14 protein-coding genes are annotated in these 19,393 nt (G+C 28.6%); 10 read left to right on the top strand and 4 right to left on the bottom strand.

The genetic code is table 11. The annotated features are described in order from the left end of the window. Positions 1-27 precede the first annotated feature (27 nt). The 5 genes from VJ881_02395 (at position 28) to VJ881_02375 (ending at position 7,403) form a co-directional block, all read left to right on the top strand. Entirely contained in the window at positions 28-1,563 is a 1,536-nt protein-coding gene (locus tag VJ881_02395; GenBank protein ID HKL74891.1) for a YifB family Mg chelatase-like AAA ATPase, read from the top strand. 69 nt (positions 1,564-1,632) lie between these two features. Then, complete coding sequence (locus VJ881_02390; GenBank protein ID HKL74890.1) at positions 1,633-2,412, top strand: tRNA 2-thiocytidine biosynthesis TtcA family protein; 780 nt, start codon at positions 1,633-1,635, stop codon at positions 2,410-2,412. Between the two features lie 65 nt (positions 2,413-2,477). Then, on the top strand, positions 2,478-4,769 hold the full coding sequence (locus VJ881_02385) for a glycoside hydrolase family 65 protein (GenBank protein ID HKL74889.1): 2,292 nt from the start codon (positions 2,478-2,480) through the stop codon (positions 4,767-4,769). A 30-nt stretch (positions 4,770-4,799) separates the two neighbouring features. Further along, on the top strand, positions 4,800-5,495 hold the full coding sequence (locus tag VJ881_02380) for an aspartate/glutamate racemase family protein (GenBank protein ID HKL74888.1): 696 nt from the start codon (positions 4,800-4,802) through the stop codon (positions 5,493-5,495). 84 nt (positions 5,496-5,579) lie between these two features. Then, positions 5,580-7,403 (top strand): patatin-like phospholipase family protein, encoded by a 1,824-nt coding sequence (locus tag VJ881_02375; GenBank protein HKL74887.1) that lies wholly within the window; start codon positions 5,580-5,582, stop codon positions 7,401-7,403. A gap of 45 nt (positions 7,404-7,448) precedes the next feature. Here the strand turns inward: VJ881_02375 and glgP are convergent, their stop codons facing one another. From glgP to glgB, 4 genes are read right to left on the bottom strand one after another with little or no spacing between them, the layout of a single operon-like run. Next, positions 7,449-9,065, bottom strand: coding sequence for an alpha-glucan family phosphorylase (glgP, locus tag VJ881_02370; protein ID HKL74886.1), 1,617 nt, complete (start codon positions 9,063-9,065; stop codon positions 7,449-7,451). A 15-nt stretch (positions 9,066-9,080) separates the two neighbouring features. Next, positions 9,081-10,190, bottom strand: a complete 1,110-nt coding sequence (gene glgD, locus VJ881_02365; protein ID HKL74885.1) for a glucose-1-phosphate adenylyltransferase subunit GlgD — start codon at positions 10,188-10,190, stop codon at positions 9,081-9,083. A gap of 43 nt (positions 10,191-10,233) precedes the next feature. Then, positions 10,234-11,409, bottom strand: a complete 1,176-nt coding sequence (locus tag VJ881_02360) for a glucose-1-phosphate adenylyltransferase (GenBank protein HKL74884.1) — start codon at positions 11,407-11,409, stop codon at positions 10,234-10,236. Between the two features lies 1 nt (position 11,410). Next, on the bottom strand, positions 11,411-13,318 hold the full coding sequence (gene glgB / locus VJ881_02355) for a 1,4-alpha-glucan branching protein GlgB (protein HKL74883.1): 1,908 nt from the start codon (positions 13,316-13,318) through the stop codon (positions 11,411-11,413). Between the two features lie 210 nt (positions 13,319-13,528). Here glgB and glgA point away from each other — a divergent pair, with 210 nt between their 5' ends. The 5 genes from glgA to VJ881_02330 form a co-directional block, all read left to right on the top strand. Next, positions 13,529-14,968 carry a glycogen synthase GlgA gene (gene glgA / locus VJ881_02350; protein HKL74882.1) on the top strand — a complete coding sequence of 480 codons (1,440 nt, stop codon included), beginning with the start codon at positions 13,529-13,531 and terminating at the stop codon, positions 14,966-14,968. A gap of 47 nt (positions 14,969-15,015) precedes the next feature. Further along, entirely contained in the window at positions 15,016-16,926 is a 1,911-nt protein-coding gene (gene pulA, locus VJ881_02345; protein ID HKL74881.1) for a type I pullulanase, read from the top strand. A gap of 38 nt (positions 16,927-16,964) precedes the next feature. Continuing rightward, positions 16,965-17,519, top strand: a complete 555-nt coding sequence (locus VJ881_02340; protein ID HKL74880.1) for a hypothetical protein — start codon at positions 16,965-16,967, stop codon at positions 17,517-17,519. A 365-nt stretch (positions 17,520-17,884) separates the two neighbouring features. Beyond that, positions 17,885-18,457 (top strand): TetR/AcrR family transcriptional regulator, encoded by a 573-nt coding sequence (locus VJ881_02335; protein HKL74879.1) that lies wholly within the window; start codon positions 17,885-17,887, stop codon positions 18,455-18,457. A 57-nt stretch (positions 18,458-18,514) separates the two neighbouring features. Then, positions 18,515-19,393 (top strand): MMPL family transporter (locus VJ881_02330; protein HKL74878.1); only part of this gene is annotated, 879 nt, incomplete at its 3' end.

The following is a 19,393-nucleotide window of genomic DNA, read 5'->3' as shown; positions in this document are numbered from 1 at the left end:
GAAGTTAAATCAAAAGGAGGAATAAATATGCTGGCAGTTTTGAAAAGTTGTAGTTTGCTGGGAATAAAGGGGTTTATTATAAGAGTAGAGGTTGATCTAAATCGTGGTTTGCCTGCCTTTGATATTGTGGGTTTGCCAGATACAGCGGTTCGTGAATCAAGAGAAAGAGTAAAATCTGCAATTAAAAATTCTGGATATGATTTTCCGGTTAAAAGAATAACTATTAATCTGGCTCCGGCAAATATCAAAAAAATAGGTCCCCATTTTGATTTAGCTATTGCTGGAGGAATTTTAGCTGCTCAAAATATTATTAAAGTAAAAGAACTGGATGATTATTTAATAGTTGGAGAGCTATCATTAAATGGAGATGTTCAAAAAGTAAATGGCATTTTACCAATGGTATTAACTGCAAAGAAAAATAAATTTAAAGGTGTGATTTTACCGGAAGAAAATAAACTTGAAGCAAGTTTAGTTGAAGGAATAGAAATAATACCTGTAAGTCATATTTCTGATTTAATCCATATTTTTGGTATTAATAAAAGAAAATCTGTGTTTAATGCTCAAAATTCAAATAAGTTATTTAGTAAAAAGGTTAAAAATTATGAAATTGATTTTTCTGAAATAAAAGGTCAACATGAAGCCAAGAGAGCTATTGAAATTGCAGTTGCTGGAAGTCATAATCTTATAATGGTTGGTCCACCTGGAGTTGGTAAAACAATGTTAGCAAAAAGAATTCCAACTATTATGCCTCCACTTTTAAAAGAAGAGCAATTAGAGGTAAGTAGAATTCAAAGTATTTTAGGAAAAGTAAATCTTGCCAATGGTTTACAAACTCAAAGACCTTTTAGAACCCCGCATCACAGTATAACTGCTGCCAGTATGATTGGAGGAGGTAAAATACCTGTACCTGGAGAGATCAGTCTGGCCCATAAAGGAGTTTTATTTTTAGATGAAATATCTGAGTATAGGAGAAAAGTTCTGGAATTATTAAGACAACCTCTAGAAGAGAAGAAGGTTACTATTTCTAGATCGACAATGACAGTTGATTTCCCAGCTGAATTTATGTTAATTGCTTCCAGTAATCCCTGTCCATGTGGCTATTATGGTGATCCCAGACGTGAATGTCACTGCACTATAAACCAGGTCAGAAGATATAGGAATAAAATTTCCGGTCCACTTTTAGACAGAATTGATCTGCAATTAGAAGTGCCTTCTTTAGATGTTAATGAATTAACAGAATATAAAAAAGGAGAAAAATCTAAAAATATAAGAAAGAGAGTTATAGCTGCTCAAAAAATACAACAATTTAGATATAAGAACGAAAATTTTATTAATAACTCTCATTTGAGTGGAAAAAATTTATATAAGTATTGTAAATTACATAAAAATAATAAAATATTATTAAAAAAAGCAATAAAAGAATTAGGACTTAGCGCTCGAGCCTATGATAGAATATTAAGAGTGGCAAGAACTATATCAGATTTGGAGGGCAAAGAAAATATCAGGAGTGGCCATCTTGCTGAGGCTATACAATATCGAAGGCTTGAAGGTGAGATACATTAATTTTTATTTTTAAGAAAAATATACTATAATAATAAGAAATTAATAAATTATAAATCGAGGAGAGTATATATGGAATTATCACTGGGACAAAAATATAATAGAAAAATAATAAATGCTATTGCAGAATATGATCTTATTAAAGATGGTGATCAGATTTTGGTTGCTTTTAGTGGGGGAATTGATAGTAGTTTTTTACTTTACGCCCTCAAAATTTTAGAGAAAAGTATGGCAATTGATTTTGAGATAACTGCTTTAACAATTGATATAGGTTTTGATAGTATTGATTATAAAGTAGCTAAAAGATTTTGTGAAGAACTGGATATTAAATATTATATTAAAAATACAAATATTGCTGAAATTATTAAAGAAAAAGAAGATAGTAATCCCTGTTCTAATTGTTCATATTTTAGAAAAGGTGCAATTACAGAATTTATTGAAGATAAAAATTATAAATATGATAAAATAGCATATGGACACCATCTTGATGATGTAGTAGAAACATTTTTAATGAGTATAATATATTCGGGACAGATAAAAACATTTCTACCCAAAAACCCTCTAAAAGATGCTAAAGTTAAAGTAATCAGGCCATTAGTTAATTTAAGGGAAGATGAAATAAATGAATTTATGAACAATTTGAAATATGAAGAAATTTCTAATAAATGCCCTTATGCTAAAGATACTAAACGAAAAGAAATGAAAGAATTTATTAATAGTTTTGATGATAGAAAACAAATCTTATATAATCTTGCTGCTGCTATAAGGGAAGATAGTATAGTTGAATTATGGCCAGCTGCAGAAGATAGTAATGATATTCAAAAAATGGTCTATAATCTTTGGAAATCTTAGTTGTTAGAAAAGTGTAAATATGATATAATTAATTAATGAAAACGTTTGCATAAAGGAGCGATAATATGGATAATTATTTTAGATATGATGAATGGAAGATTATTGAAGATGGTTTTGATCCGGAAAAAAATCAAATTACTGAGAGTATAATGAGTTTAGGTAATGGTCATATGGGACTTAGAGGAAATTTTGAAGAAGGGTATAGTGGCGAGAGTTTACAGGGAACCTATATAGCCGGTGTCTATTATCCAGATAAGACACGTGTTGGTTGGTGGAAAATTGGGTATCCTGAATATTATGCAAAAGTATTAAATGCAACTAATTTCATTGGTATTAAAGTTAAAATTAATGGTAAAAAACTTGATTTAGCAAAAATGGATGTAGAACAATTCAAGAGAATATTAAATATGAAAAAGGGATATTTAGATCGAGAATTTGTGATAAAAGATTTTCAGGGAAGAAAAACTAAAGTTAAAGCTAGAAGATTTTTAAGTAGTGTTGATAGAGAAATCGCAGTAGTTACTTATAGTTTAAAACCATTGAATCACAATGCTAAAGTTGAATTAACACCTTTTCTTGATGGGACTATTACCAATGAGGATGCAAATTATGATGAGGTTTTCTGGGATGAAATTGAAAAAAATGCAGATAAATATAAGGCTTATTTGAATATGAGAACCAAGAAATCTGATTTTCATGTAAGTACTGCTATGAAATTTGAATTAAATAAAAATCCTGATAAAATTGAGACTTTTCAAAAAGAAAAATATGTTGAAAATAAAGTAAATTTAATGATAAATGAAAATGAAGAAATAACTATTAATAAATATATTGCAGTAACAACTAATAGAGATTATGATGATAAAAATTTAGTACAGGAATCTTTAGATAGAGTGAGTTATGCTTATAATAAAGGTGTAGAACAACTTTTTGATGAACATATTCAAAGATGGCAGGAGCACTGGGATGAAAGCGATATTGAAATAAATGGAGATGTAGCAGCTCAACAGGGAATAAGATTTAATATTTTTCAATTGAATCAAACTTATACCGGACATGATCCAAGATTAAATATTGGTCCTAAAGGTTTTACAGGCGAAAAATATGGAGGAAGTACTTATTGGGATACTGAGGCTTTTTGTTTTCCTTTTTATTTAAATACTACTGATGATAGTATTGCTCGTAATTTATTGCTTTATAGGTATAATCATTTAGAAAAAGCAATAGATAATGCTGATAAATTAGATTTAGATGGTGCACTTTATCCTATGGTAACAATGAATGGTGAAGAGTGTCATAATGAATGGGAAATTACTTTTGAAGAAATCCATCGTAATGCAGCTATTGCCTATGCTATCTATAATTATGTAAATAATACTGGGGATAAAAGTTATTTAGCTGATTATGGATTTGAAGTAATAACTCAAATAGCCAGATTCTGGGCTGATAGGGTAAATTATAATCCACGTAAAAATAAATATATGATTCTTGGGGTAACAGGACCTAATGAATATGAAAATAATGTTCATAATAATTGGTATACTAATCGAATGGCAGCCTGGACTTTAGGATATGCACTTGAAGTAAAAGAATATCTTTTCAAAAATAATAAAATTCGTCATGATGAATTAGTGGAAAAATTAGGTTTAAAAGAAAAAGAAATTGATAAATGGCAGGATATCAAAGAAAATATGTATTATCCTTATGTTGATTCACTTGAAGTGTTTGAACAACAGGATGGTTATATGGATAAAGAATTAAAAACAAGAGCAGATCTGGATAAAAACGATTTACCTTTAAATCAAAATTGGTCCTGGGATAGGATTTTAAGATCCTGTTATGTGAAACAGGCAGATGTTTTACAGGGTTTATATTTTCTTGGAGATGAGTATGATCAAGATACTAAAAAAAGAAATTTTGATTTTTATGAACCGAAAACAGTCCATGAATCATCATTATCTCCCTGTATCTATTCTATAATTGCTTCTGAAATTGGATATAAGGAAAGAGCCTATGAGCTTTATTTAAGAACAGCTAGGTTGGACTTAGAAAACTATAATAATGATACTGAAGATGGTCTCCATATCACAAGTATGGCAGGGACCTGGATGGCAATAGTACAAGGTTTTGCTGGAATGAGAGTTAAAGATGATAAGCTGAGTTTTTCTCCTTATTTACCAGCTGAATGGGATGATTATTCGTTTAAAATAAATTTTAGAAATAGAATTTTAACAATTCAAGTTTTTGAAGACAAAGTAAAAATTACTAAAGAAAAAGGGAAAGAAATAGCTATTATTATTAATGAAGATGAATTTACATTAACTAATAAACCCTTAACAGTCAATTTGTCTAAATAAAATTTTATAAAATTCTCAAGGAGGTTTAAAATGAAAACTATTGGTTTAATTGGTGGAATGAGTTGGGAATCCTCTCTAGAATATTATCGACTTGTTAATGAATTTACAAAAGAAAAACTTGGGAAAAAACATTCAGCAAAGTGTCTTATGTATTCAGTAGATTTTGCTGAAATTGAAAAAATGCAGCATGAGGGAAAATGGGAACTTTTAAAAGAAAAAATGATAAATTATGCTAAAAATTTAAAAAAAGGTGGAGCAGATTTCATTGTGATTTGTACAAACACAATGCATAAGATGGCAGATGATATTGAAAATGAAATAGATATTCCGTTGTTACATATTGCTGATGCTGCAGCGCATTCTATCATTGAACATGATTTAGAAAAAGTTGCTTTACTTGGTACTAAATTTACAATGGAAAGAGATTTTTATAAGGATAGATTAAAAGAACATGGTATTGAAGTTATTATTCCCTGGGAAGAAGAAAGAGAAATAGTGCATAATACTATTTACAATGAATTAATTGATGGTTTGATTTTGGAAAAATCAAAAACAAAATTTAAAAAAATCATAAATAATCTATATGCAAGAGGAGCAGAGGGAGTAGTTTTAGGTTGTACTGAAATTCCTTTATTAGTAAAAAATGAAGATAGTCCGATTCCTGTTTTTGACACTACAAATTTACATGCAAAGGCTGCAGTGGAGTTTGCAATAGAAAATAAATAATATATATTCAAATCACCTCATATATATAAAGGTAATATCTATGATAAAGAGAATTATATAATATAAGAAATGGGGTGGATTTTTATGTTTAAAAATATTATTATATCCAGTTTATTGATAATGTTTATTTGTAGTAGTCCAGTTTTAGCAGATAATACTTATACAGATACAGTAATTTATGGTGTGGAAAATACTTATATAATAGAAAAATCTGACAAATTCCCTGTTAAAGAAACCCCAACAATAGCCTTAGCTCTGGGAGGTGGTGGGGCTCGAGCTTTAGTAAATATTGGTGTGATTGATATTCTTCATAAAAATAATATTCCAATAGATATGGTAGTGGGGACTAGTATGGGGGCTGTAATTGCTGCCATGTATGGAAGTGGTATTTCTCCAGAACAAATGGAGGATATAGTTAGATCAAATATTTTTTCTTCTCTATTTGATTTTAATTTTATTTTCACTTATTCACTTCTTGAATCTAAAAAACTAAATAATTTCATTGAATTAGTTGCTCCTGAAAATAATTTAGAAGATTTTCCATTACCTACTGCTATATTAAGCATGAATTTAACTAAAGAACAAAAATATATTCATACTACCGGTAAAATAAGTGATGTTATTCAATGTTCTTATGCTATTCCATTTATTTTTCCTATAAAATATTATAATAATGAATACTTTGTTGACCCTGGTATAAAAGAATTAACACCTGCTTTAGCTGCAAGGGTAATGGGAGCTGACATTGTTATTTCAACAATGGCCAATGATGAAATGCCTTATAATGTATTTAATCTTCCTCATAGAGGATGGATGCGCACAATAAATATTATTAAAAGTGAAAATTCTAATATGATAAGTAGAAAATATTCAGATATACTAATAGAACATTTTGTTGGAGATTATTCTTTTATGGACTTTCAGTTGGCAGAAGATTTTATTGAATTAGGACGTAAAGAAACTACATCAAAAATTGAGGAAATTAAAGATTTAATAGATAGAAGAAAAACATATTCTTATGATCTTGAAAATAAAAATAATATTAAAATGATTATTGAAGATGCAAAAAATGACAGGATAATTTATAATCAAGCAATTTATAAACCGTATTTTTCATATGGGAAAAAAGATGACTATATGATCAATAGTTTATTTAATAATAATAGTAATGATATTGAATATGGTTTTGAATTAAGTTATAAAAATTTGGATTTAATTTGGATACAGGAGTATAATTCTTTTAGTAATCAATTTAAAATTAAGTATAAAAAAATAAATGATGCTATAGATTTAATTATGATTTATAATGAAGATGATAAAGAAGAAAATTTTAAAATATATTATAAGAATTATAACATAAATTTAAATACAGGTATTGGATTAGCCCAATTTGGTCATGAAGTTTTTTTTAATGTTTTAAATGAATATAATAAAAGATTTAATGATTTTTATAATTTATCTTTAAAAGCAAAAACCGATAACTACTTTTCACTTGAAAATAATAAATATAAATATCTAATTGAAGGGGAGATAGAAATTCCAGTTAAAGAAAAGTGGGATTTTAAAAATAAATTTTCTATCCATAACTTTAACTATTATTTTAACCCAGAAATATATAGAGGAACTTTGAGTAAGGAAAATAAATCTACTTTTTTAGTATCTTCTGAATTAGGATATAATAAATTTTTTAAATATAGTAAAGAAGTATTAGTTGCTTTTCAGATATTAGGTTATAGAATATATGGTTTTATTGATAGTGAACAATTTGAAAATTTTAGATATGGATCAGGCTTAGAAACTAAGATAAGAGTTATGGGAGTTAAACCAGTAGGGGTTGGAATCAATTTTTCTAATGATTTAAAAAATAAAGATCAAGAAATATCTTTAGATTTTAATATCAAATTTTAAAGAAAAAAGGAGAGGTCTAGACCTCTCCTTTAAGTAAATTAATTTTTAACTATATAGTTTTTCATAATATTTTTCTAACATATTTTTAGCAGAAAAACGATCATAAGTTGTGTCAATACTGGCCTGCATCATTTCTATCCATTTTTCTTTATTTTCATAATAAGTTGGTACTACTTCTTCTAAAAGAACTTTATATAAAGAATCAAGATCATGCTGATCCTGATTTTCTCCTACATAACCATCACCAAATTGCCAACCGTTTACTCCATGTTCACATGTTTCAGGCCACCAGCCATCAAGAATACTTAAATTTAGAACTCCATTCATAGCAGCTTTCATGCCAGAAGTTCCACTTGCTTCCTGTGGTTTTCTTGGATTATTGAGCCAGACATCGACCCCTTTAGTAATCAATTTACCTACTTCTATATCATAATCTTCAATAAAGGTAACTGATTCAGGATATTTTTGTGACATCCGAATTAAATTAGCGACCATTTCTTTACCATTATCATCTTCAGGATGAGCTTTTCCAGAGAATATAATTTGTATTTTATTATTATCTAAGTATTCCCCAATAATTTCTGGTTTACGGAAAATAAGATCAGGTCTTTTATAATTAGCTGCACGACGAGCAAAGCCTATAGTTAATCGATCTTTTCGTAAACTCACCGCATTTTTTCTTTTAATATAATCAATTAATTTCTGTTTGTGTTTTTGATGAATTTCCCACAATTTTTTATTATCATCATAATTTGTTATGATACTGTGGTCAACCCAGGTTTTGCGATTTACTCCATTAGTTATAGCTTTAATTGGAGCTTTATTTTTAACATCACCCCACATTGTATTAGCTGTTTCCCCATGAAGTTGAGATACAGCATTAGCAGTTCTCGCAAGTTTTAAGCCAGCTACGGTCATATTAAAAGGATTACCACCAATTTTTTCCATTTGGTCAAAATTAAGTCCATTAAATGCCCCTAATTCACCTAATAGCTCAAGGCTATGAGCCTCATTACCTTCTTTTACAGGTGTATGAGTAGTAAAGACTATTTCATTTCTAGTTTTTTCCCAGGCTTTTTCAAATTCAATATTTTTTTTCATTTTTTCTTTTATTAATTCAGTACCTGCCAAAACAGCATGGCCTTCATTAAAATGGAAAACATCAATATTTAAATCAAGTTCTCTAATAGCTTTTATTCCACCAATTCCTAAAATCATTTCTTGAGCTACTCTTTTTTCTTCAGAACCAATATATAATTTATCAGTTATTATTTGTTGTTCATTATTTTGTGGTAAATTTGTATCAAGCAAATAAAGTGGAGTATTACCATATCCATCTAATTTCCAAACTTTTGTGAAAATAGTTTGTTCTTTAATAGGAACTTCCACAACAACTCCAGTATCTTCTAATTCATCATATATTTCTTCATAAGTTGGATAAGAATCATAGGGATAATTATGGTCTCCGATTAATTGTTTGGTATATCCTTTTTTCCAGAGAAGACCTATACCGATTAGTGGATAATAACATTCATTAGCTGTTTTTAAAATATCACCGGCTAAAATTCCTAAACCTCCAGCATATATTCTTAAATTTTTAGCAAGTCCAAATTCCATACAAAAATATGCAACATTTGGATTTTTGTTTTTCATATTTTTCATTTAATTACACTCTCCTTAAACTTCTGCATTTTTTTCGATTATAATAGGAAAATTTCTACTTCCTTTAAGTTCTGTGCCATCTTTGATCTTTGCGTTTTTATCAGTTATTACATTTTCCACTTGTGCATTTCTACCAATTGTTGATTTTTGCATTATAATACTATTTCTAACATGAGCTCCTCGTTTAATAGTAACTCCTCTAAAAAGTATACTATTTTCTACATCTCCTTCAATTATACACCCATTTGCAGCAATTATATTTTTGGCCTGCCCTCGATCACTAAATTTTGTAGGTGCCTCATCTTTCGGTTTGGTAAAGATTTGATTTTTATAGAACATATCTTTACGATTATCAGGTTTTAAAAGTTCAAGATTTTTATGAAAATAACTGTTTAGAGAATTAATATTTGCAACATATCCTTTATAAGGAAATCCTTTAATATTATATTTATCAATATTTTTAATAATACCATCTTTTATAAAATCCCATCGACCTGTGGAATAACAATCATCTATTATATCAATTAATAATTCTTTTTTCATAATAAATTTTTCAAGAGATATTTTATTATATTTCTGACGTTCAGGATTTACTTTCATATTAGTTATTTGATCATTAATATTTGTTTCCAGCACAGTGTGATTTTTGCTTTTGGCTGGAGAAGAGATCTGTTTATATATTGCAGTTATATCGGCATCTGATTGTAGGTGATATTCAAATGCATCATTATAATTCATATTACATATAATATTTGAGCTAGCTATAACTACATATTCCTGACTGCTTCGATATAAATAATCTAAATTGGCCTGGAGACTCTCAATATCACCTTTGTAAATACCATGATTATTACTTTGACTTGCAGGGAGTAAGAAGAGACCATCTCTTTTTCGGTCAAGATCCCAGGCTTTTCCTGGACCTATATGGTCAAGTAGAGAACGAAACTTATTTTCAAGGAAAATGCCAACATTTATTATACCAGAATTAACCATATTTGATAGGGGAAAATCAATTAATCTATATCTACATCCAAAAGGTACAGAAGCAAGTGAACGATGTTCAGTTAAATCTTTAAGAACCTCTTCATTCTGTATATCATTAATTATTCCCATTACATTTTTCATTTATAATTTCCTCCTTTCAATTTTTCAAAAGGTGCAGTTAAAATTATTCAACAACAGAACCATTCTCAATATTTGATCCTCTTGAAATTGTCATATTATCAGCAATAACAGTAATATCTGGATTTATTAAATCATCAGCTCCTATATTACAATTATCCTCAATATTTACATTATGGCAGATAATAGATTTGTTTATATAGCATCCTTCACCTATCTTTGTATTTGGTAATATTACAGAATCTTCTACTATAGAATTTTTACCAACTGAAGATCCAAAAAATATTACTGAATTTTTAACAGTACCTTCAATTTCACTTCCTTTATTAATCAAAGAATGGTTAACCTCTGCATCTTCAGAAATATAAAGAGGAGGTTGATTTGGATTAAGACTAGATATAATCCAATTTCTATCATATAGATCAAGTCCTGTATTTTTATGAATTAAATCCATATGAGCTTTCCAGTAACTATTTATTGTACCAACATCCATCCAGTAGCCTTCAAATTCATAAGCATAAACACTATGTTTATCATTAATCATAGCAGGAATTATATTTTTTCCAAAATCACCTGAGGATTCTGAATCTCGACTATCAGCAATTAAATATTCTTTAAGTTTAGGCCAATCAAATATATATATTCCCATAGAAGCTAAATTGTTTTTAGCTTCATCTGGTTTTTCCTGAAATTCTATAATTTTATTTTCTTCATCTGTATTCATAATACCAAAACGATGTGTTTCTTCCCAGGGTACTTCTATTACAGCTAGAGAAGCAGCAGCACCCTTTTCTTTATGAAAATCAAGCATCTTGGAATAATCCATTTTGTAAATATGATCCCCAGAAAGAACTAAAACATATTCTGGGTCATAACGATCTATATAATTAATATTATGATATACTGCATCAGCAGTTCCTTTATACCAGCCTCCACCTTTGTCATGGAGATATGGTGGTAAAACTGTTACTCCACCATCATTTCTATCAAGTTCCCAGGAACTTCCATCACCAATATATGAATTAAGAATTAATGGTTCATATTGAGTTAAAATACCTACAGTATTAATACCTGAATTAGAACAATTACTTAAGGGAAAATCAATTAATCTAAATTCTGCTCCAAAAGGAACAGCAGGTTTAGCAAGATTATTTGTTAATACACCAAGTCGTGTACCTTTACCACCAGCAAGAAGCATTGCTACTATTTCTTTATTTGCCATCTTAACCCTCCTTAGTATTTTCATTTATTTTTAAATATAAAATAGAGAGTGGAGGTAAATCAATTTTTAATGAATAAGGTTTAGAATTACAGGATTTTTTAAAAGGAGAATATAACTTTTGATTAATAGTATTTTCCCCCCCATATTTCTCCAGATCACTATTAAATACAATTTCATATTTTTTATAAAATGGAATACCAACCTGATAATTTTCTCTGAACACAGGTGTGAAGTTACAAATAACAAGTAAATGATTTTCCTGATTATAGGGAAATCTTAAAAAACTAATAATACTTTTATCTTTATCATCTGCCTCCACCCATTCAAAGCCTTCTGGTTTATGGTCAAGAAGCCAGAGAGCTTTTTCTTCTAAATAAAATTTATTTAATTCTTTAACATAATCAGACATTTTTTTGTGTTTTTCATATTCTAATAAAGACCAATCTAATTCCTGTTTATAATTCCACTCAATAAATTGACCAAATTCTCCTCCCATAAATAATAAATTTTTGCCAGGATGGGCTAACATATAACCGAATAGAAGCCTTAAGTTAGCAAATTTTTCCCAATATTCGCCTGGCATTTTATCTAATAATGATTTTTTACCATGAACTACTTCATCATGAGAAAGAGGAAGTATGTAATTTTCAGAATATGTGTACATAATTGAAAAAGTTAATTTATTATGGACACCTTTTCTGAATAGAGGATCTTTTTCCATATATTCTAAAGTATCATTCATCCAACCCATATTCCATTTAAAATTAAAGCCAAGGCCATCATGGTATGTAGGAGAAGTTACTCCAGGCCAGGCACTTGATTCTTCAGCTATCATTAAAGTACCAGGGAATTCTTTAAAGACTACTTCATTTAATTTTTGTAAAAAAGCAATAGCTTCTAGATTTTCATTTCCACCATACTTATTAGCAGCCCACTGACCATCTTTTTTTTGGTAGTCCAAATAGATCATATTACTTACTGCATCAGCTCTTATCCCATCAATATGAAATTCTTTTAACCAGTATATGGCATTAGAGATAAGAAAGCTCCAAATTTCTGGTTGGGCAAAATCAAAATTAAGGGTATCCCACTGAATATTTTCAGCCCTTCTAGGGTCCTCACTTTCATAAAGAGGTGTTCCATCAAAGATTCTTAGTCCATGGTCATCTTTACAAAAATGTCCTGGTACCCAGTCCATTATAACTCCTATATTATTTTGATGACATTTATCTACTAAATATTTAAAATCATCAGGATTACCATAACGACTGGTAACAGCATAATAGCCAGTTGTTTGATAACCCCAGGAACCATCAAATGGATGCTCAGCAATTGGAAGTAATTCAATATGAGTATAACCCATTTTTTTAATATAATCGACAAGTTTATCAGCTATTTCTCGGTAATTAAGATAATTATTTTCCTCATCTCTAATCCAGGAACCAAGATGAAGTTCATAAATTAAAATTGCTTCTTTGTGAGGATCAAAATTATTTCTTTTTTTTATCCATTTTTCATCATTCCATTTATATTTATTATTATTAAAGACACGAGAAGCAGTATTAGGCTTTTTTTCTGCATAGTTAGCATAAGGGTCAGCTTTTATTCTAATTTCATTATTTGGTCCAGTTATTTTATATTTATATAAATCACCTGCTTTAGCTTTATTAATAAATATAGTCCATATTCCAGAGTTTTTAATTTTTTTCATTTCATCAATATTACTTTGCCAGTTATTAAAATCTCCAATAACACTTATTTTTTTTGCATTAGGTGCCCATAGTGAAAAACGAACTCCCTTTTTTTCTTTTTTTTGGAATAGATGATTACCTAGAAATTTATAACTATGATAATTTTCACCTTTATGAAATAGATAACGATTATATTCATTTGGATAATTTTCACTCATAAATTTACCTCCAGGGCATTAGGCATAATTTAACTAATTAAATAAATACAGTATTTGTTTATATAATTATAACATATGCCTGTATTTATTTCTAGATTTATGAATATTTATTTAAACTAAATTCCAGTTAATTAGCTTAAAGTTGGATTTTCTCTAAAAGTAATGATATAATAAAGAGAACAGGAGTTTTTTATTTGGGAGGTTTTTAAAATGTCTGAAAAATTAAAAATCTTATTTGTTACTTCTGAAGCAGATCCATTTGTTAAAACAGGGGGCCTAGCAGATGTTTCAGGGTCACTACCACAAATCTTACGTGAGGAAGGTCATGATGTCCGGGTTGTATTACCTGAATATCTGAATATGGATGAAAAATTTAAATTAGAATTAGAACATGTAACTGACTTTAAAACTGATGTAGTTTGGAGAGAAGAATATGTAGGTGTAAATAAATTATTAAATGAAGGTGTTCCTACTTATTTTATAGACAATAAATATTATTTTAATAGATCAACTTTGTATGAAAATAATGATAAAGAAGTACAATTTACTTTTTTTAATAGAGCAGTATTAGAAATGTTACCAGAAATTGATTTTAAACCAGATATAATTCACTTTAACGATTGGCAGACAGGAATTTTAGCATTACTTTTGGATGATAATTATCGAAAATATGATTTTTATGAAGATATAAAAACACTTTATACTATACATAACTTGCGTTATCAGGGTCAGTTTGATCCTAAAATTATTGGCGATGTACTGGGAATTAATTACTGGCACTGGAATTCAGGAAATATTCGCCATAATGGTCTTGTTAATTTTATGAAAGCAGGCATATTTTATGCTGATAAAATAAATACAGTTAGTGAGACATATGCTGAAGAAATAAAAACATCATATTTTGGAGAAGGTTTAGATTATGCCTTAAGAATGAGAAGTAGAGATTTAAAAGGGATTGTTAATGGAATAAGTTATGATAAATTCAATCCAAAGACTGACTCAGATATTTATTACAATTATGATCAAGATGATTTGGAAACTAAACTTAAAAATAAAGAAAAACTGCAAAAAGAGTTTGAATTACCAGTTAATAAGGAGATTCCTTTAATAGGTATTGTTACCAGACTTGTTGAACAAAAAGGAATTGATCTAATCAAGGCTATTCTTGAAGAAGCGATCAATAAGGAAGATATGCAGTTTGTTTTATTAGGAACCGGTCAGAAAAAATATGAAAATTTCTTTAAAAGAATATCTAAAAAATATCCTGATCAGATAGGCGTAAAAATCAAGTATGATGGTAAGCTTGCCCAAAAAATGTATGCTGGGCTTGATATGTTTTTAATGCCTTCAAGGTTTGAACCATGTGGATTGAGTCAAATAATTAGTATGCGTTATGGAACCATTCCAATTGTCAAAGAAACTGGAGGCTTAAAAGATACTGTAGAACCCTATAATGAATTTGAAGATACTGGATTTGGTTTTTCTTTTGCTAATTTTAATGCCCATGATATGTTATACACAATCAGAAGAGCAATACATTTTTATCAGCAGAAAGAAATTTGGGAAAAATTAATGAAAAGAGCTATGGTAAAAGATTTTAGTTGGAAACATTCAGCACAGGAATATATAAAATTATATAAAAGTTTGTAAATACTAGAATATTTATAATTAGAGTGGAGGAAGGATAATTGGGTATTATGAGTTTAGATAATAAAATGGATTTAAGTTTTGAATATGGTGATATTTTTTATAATGGAGATGATTTGGGAGTTATTGTGGACAAAGGATCAACGTCTTTTAAAATTTGGTCTCCTGCTGCTGAAAAAGTTGAAGTTTTAATTTTTGCAGATGAAAATGATAAATCAATAAATGATAAATTTCTATTAAAAAAAGGGGAAAATGGATGCTGGTCTACATTAGTTTCTGAAGACCTTTCTGGAAATTATTATTTATTTATAGTTGATTATGGAGAATACAGTTATGAAGTTATTGACCCCTATGCACGTGCTGTAGGTACTAATAGTAAATTAGGATATATTGTTGATCTTTCAAAAACCAATCCAGAGGGCTGGGAAAGCGATTGTAGAGTTAAGTTAGAAAAACCTACTGATGCAATAATTTATGAAGTGCATGTAAAAGATTTTTCTATTTCTTCAGAATCTGGTATAGAATTAAAAGGTGACTATTTAGCTTTTACAGAAAAAGGAACAAAAAATCGTTATGGTTTTAAAACTGGTATTGATCATTTAAAAGAATTGGGAATTACTCATGTTCACCTTTTGCCAGTATTTGATTTTGCTACAGTGGATGACACCTGGCAAAAAGATTATAATTGGGGTTATGATCCTTATTATTATAATGTTCCTGAAGGTTCTTATGCCAGTGATCCTTCTGATGAAACAAGAATTATTGAATTTAAGAAAATGGTTAAAGCTCTTCATGATGAAGGTATAGGAGTAATCATGGATGTAGTATATAATCACACTTATTATACTGAAGATTCAACTTTTTCTAAAACTGCTCCTGGTTATTTTTATAGGAAACATGAAGATGAGCATAATTTAGCTAATGGATCTGGAGTCGGTAATGAATTTGCTACTGAAAAACCTATGGCTAGAAAATTTATTATTGATTCATTATCTTATTGGGCAGAAGAATATCATATTGATGGATTTAGATTTGATTTGATGAGAATAATAGATAAAGAAACAATGGATTTGGCTGAAGATAAATTACATGAAATAGATTCATCTATTCTTTTATATGGTGAACCCTGGTCAGCCTTACCTCCTCAACTTCATCATGATGAACAAATGTTAAAAGGTGCTCAAAAGAAAATGAATATTTCAGCTTTTAATGACCATTTCCGTGATGCAATTAAAGGTGATACTGATGGAGATACTAGAGGATTTGTTAATGGTAAAAAAGGTCTTTCAAATGAGATAAAAAAAGGCATAGTTGGGGCAATCTATTATAACAAAGAAATTCATGATTTCACTGTAAGTCCCAGTGAAACTATTAATTATGTCAGTGCTCATGATAATCTTACACTCTGGGATAAACTTAAAAAAACTAATGGGGAAGAACCCAGACATATTAGAATTAAAATGGACAAGATGGCCCAGGCAATAATTTTTACTTCTTTAGGTGTTCCTTTTTTACAGGGAGGAGAGGAATTTTTACGTACTAAATATGGTAATTCCAATAGTTATAATGCCGGAGACTATATTAATATGTTAAAATGGGAGAGAAAAACAAGATTTCATAATACATTCAAATATTATAGTGGTTTAATAGATTTACGAAAAAGTTATGAAATTTTTAGAATGGATGATGCCAAAACGATACGAAATAATCTTGAATTTTTAGAATCACCTTCAAATACTGTAGCTTATAAAATAAAATCTGAAATATCAAATTCAAAAAAAGAGGAAGAACTATTAATTCTTTATAATCCAAATCGAGAATGGATTGATTTTGAAATAGGTGAGGGTAGATGGGGAATAATAGTTGATGATAAAAAGGCTGGGAATGAAGTATTCAATATTTTTAAAGATCATCATATAAAAGTACCTCCTATTTCAGTTATGGTTCTTATTTCTAGGTAAAATAAAATTTATATAAATTATATTAAGGAGGGATTTTCATGAAAAAAAAGAAAATGAAAATTACTGATCGTAAAATTATGGAACTACTTGGTGATCCAATATCTATGGATATAATTGGTGTAGTTGAAGATGAAACTGTAACTATTGACTATATTGTAAAAAAATTAAATGAAAAGCAGTCATTAATAAAAAATTATGTTAAAGAAATGGTAAAAGCAGGGATATTAGAAGAGACAGAAAATGGTTACAGGACTTCTGCTGATAGCTTTGAAGGACAGGAGTTAATAAGCAGTACTAACAAAGATAATGCTGATTGGATCAGAGGATTTATCAATCATATGGAAAATAGTTTAATAAATAATTTAGACAAATTATATGATAAAGATGATTTAAGTGAAAAAGAAAAGTTTGAAAAATTTTATAAAAAAATAAAAATGAGTTATTCGGGTATTTATTTAACTGATGAAGAAGCTGAAGAATTCAATGAAATAATTAATGACTTTTTAAGTGATAAAGATGAAAAGAAAAGAAAAAATAATTCTAGCTACCATAAATATTATTTATATAATTTCTTTTTTCCAGAGATGGACTAGTGATTTTGAGGTGGTATTATTTTAACTATTAAATGTGCTAAATGTAAATCAAAATTATTTAAATATAAAAAAATAGGCAAGGGAAAAGTCTTAAGATGCTGGAAAAATAGAATCACTAGAGCATATGATGCAAAAGAAGTAAATGATAAATTAGTATGTTCTGAATGTGATAATATTATTGGTGAATTAGAAGAAAATAATAGAGGTAAATATTATAAGATGAATAGGGATGAATTTACTTTTACTGGCAAAAAAATAAGTAAATAACAGTATATAAAAGGTGGGAAATAATCCCACCTTTTTGACATAATGATATTTTTATGTTATATTATGAATGAACAATCATTCAGAAAGGGGATCTACTAATGACTGATAAAAAGGAATTAATCAGAAAAGCAGCTATAAATGTAATGTCAAAAAAGGGCTTTTATAATACAAAAACTTCTGAAATAGCAGAAGAAGCAAATGTTGCAGTCGGTACAATTTATAATTATTTTAAAAATAAGGAAGACATTTTAAATTATATTTTTAAATATGAGTTAGAAAAAAGAATGAAAAATTTAAAGAAAATAAAACAGCAGAACCTGAATTTTTGGGAAAAATTAGAAAAATTCTTGAATTTTCACTTCAAAGAAATTAAAGAAAATATTGCAGTTGGTGAAATTTTAGTAAGAGAAAAAGATTTTCCTAAAAAAGAAGGTTCTGATTCTATAAATGAATATTTAACTATGATACCTGAAATCTTAGAGAATGAGTTAAAAGATGCTATACAAAGAGGAGAGATAAATGAAAGTTATGATCCGGAGATTAGTGCAAATATTATTTTTGGCTCAATACAGGGAATAGTTGAAAAAGCAATAAAAAATGAAGATAAAAATATGTTAATGAAAGCACCAGAGGAGTTAATAATGATATTGAAAAAAGGTTTAAGAGAATGAAAAAAATTTACACATTAATGAATGATTGTTCATTCATTAATTCTAGGGAGGTATAGAATGAATAAAATTAACGATTTTGTACTAAAAAAACCAATAATTACTTTATTAATTTTATTTGCAATTACAGCATTTTTTGGTTTTGAAATTTATGATAAAGCAAGAATAGAAACAAATCTAAATGAATATATGCCAGAGAATCATCCGGCTTTTGAAAAAAGTGAACATTATGAAGATCTTTTTGATATAAATGATGCAGTGATTGTAGCAGTTGAAAATGAAAATGAAATATATAATAAAAAAACAATAGAACAAATATTGGAAATAAGTGATAGATTATCTTCTTTAGAAGAAATAAATGAAGAGGACATAAAAAGTATAGCTACTGCAAATAATATATCTGCTTCAGATTTTGGTTTAGAAGTTGAAGAGTTTTTTAGTACTATACCTGATAATGAAGCTGAATTTGAAGACTTAAAACAAACTGTTAGCAGTAATAATATGGTTTCTGGAAGGCTTGTTTCTGAAGATAATACAGTAGCACTAATTCAGGCTCAATTGGTTGATGAAGGGATTGATCGTTTAAAACTATATGATAAAATCCAGGAAATTTTAGCTGAAGTAAATGGCCCGGGTGAAATGTATATTGCAGGTCAACCGGTAGTTGAAGGAACACTGGCAAATTTAATGCCTCAGGATATGAAAGTAATGATACCATTAGTAGTTTTAATTATAGCTATAGTATTGATAATTGCTCTGAGAAGTATAAAAAGTACATTGCTAACTTTAAGTGTAGTTTTATTTAGTACTATCTGGGCCTTTGGATTAATGTCAGCAGTTGGAATTCCAATTTATGCTGTGTCAACTATGATTCCAGTAATGCTTATAGCTTTAGGGGTAGCAGATGGTATACACTTACTTACAAATCTAAATGAAAAA

The sequence above is a fragment of the Halanaerobiales bacterium genome, assembly GCA_035270125.1.
GTDB lineage: Bacteria > Bacillota > Halanaerobiia > Halanaerobiales > DATFIM01 > DATFIM01.
The sequence above is the reverse complement of the archived record's forward strand: the minus strand, read 5'-3'. Positions and strand labels throughout refer to the sequence as shown.

Excerpts from the sequence above, each read along its gene's own strand:
- glgA (HKL74882.1), top strand. The coding sequence starts at position 13,529 with ATGTCTGAAAAATTAAAAATCTTATTTGTTACTTCTGAAGCAGATCCA.
- glgP (HKL74886.1), bottom strand. The coding sequence starts at position 9,065 with ATGAAAAATATGAAAAACAAAAATCCAAATGTTGCATATTTTTGTATG.
- VJ881_02360 (HKL74884.1), bottom strand. The coding sequence starts at position 11,409 with ATGGCAAATAAAGAAATAGTAGCAATGCTTCTTGCTGGTGGTAAAGGT.
- glgD (HKL74885.1), bottom strand. The coding sequence starts at position 10,190 with ATGAAAAATGTAATGGGAATAATTAATGATATACAGAATGAAGAGGTT.
- VJ881_02390 (HKL74890.1), top strand. The coding sequence starts at position 1,633 with ATGGAATTATCACTGGGACAAAAATATAATAGAAAAATAATAAATGCT.
- VJ881_02340 (HKL74880.1), top strand. The coding sequence starts at position 16,965 with ATGAAAAAAAAGAAAATGAAAATTACTGATCGTAAAATTATGGAACTA.
- VJ881_02380 (HKL74888.1), top strand. The coding sequence starts at position 4,800 with ATGAAAACTATTGGTTTAATTGGTGGAATGAGTTGGGAATCCTCTCTA.
- VJ881_02385 (HKL74889.1), top strand. The coding sequence starts at position 2,478 with ATGGATAATTATTTTAGATATGATGAATGGAAGATTATTGAAGATGGT.
- VJ881_02335 (HKL74879.1), top strand. The coding sequence starts at position 17,885 with ATGACTGATAAAAAGGAATTAATCAGAAAAGCAGCTATAAATGTAATG.
- VJ881_02375 (HKL74887.1), top strand. The coding sequence starts at position 5,580 with ATGTTTAAAAATATTATTATATCCAGTTTATTGATAATGTTTATTTGT.
- pulA (HKL74881.1), top strand. The coding sequence starts at position 15,016 with ATGAGTTTAGATAATAAAATGGATTTAAGTTTTGAATATGGTGATATT.
- glgB (HKL74883.1), bottom strand. The coding sequence starts at position 13,318 with ATGAGTGAAAATTATCCAAATGAATATAATCGTTATCTATTTCATAAA.
- VJ881_02395 (HKL74891.1), top strand. The coding sequence starts at position 28 with ATGCTGGCAGTTTTGAAAAGTTGTAGTTTGCTGGGAATAAAGGGGTTT.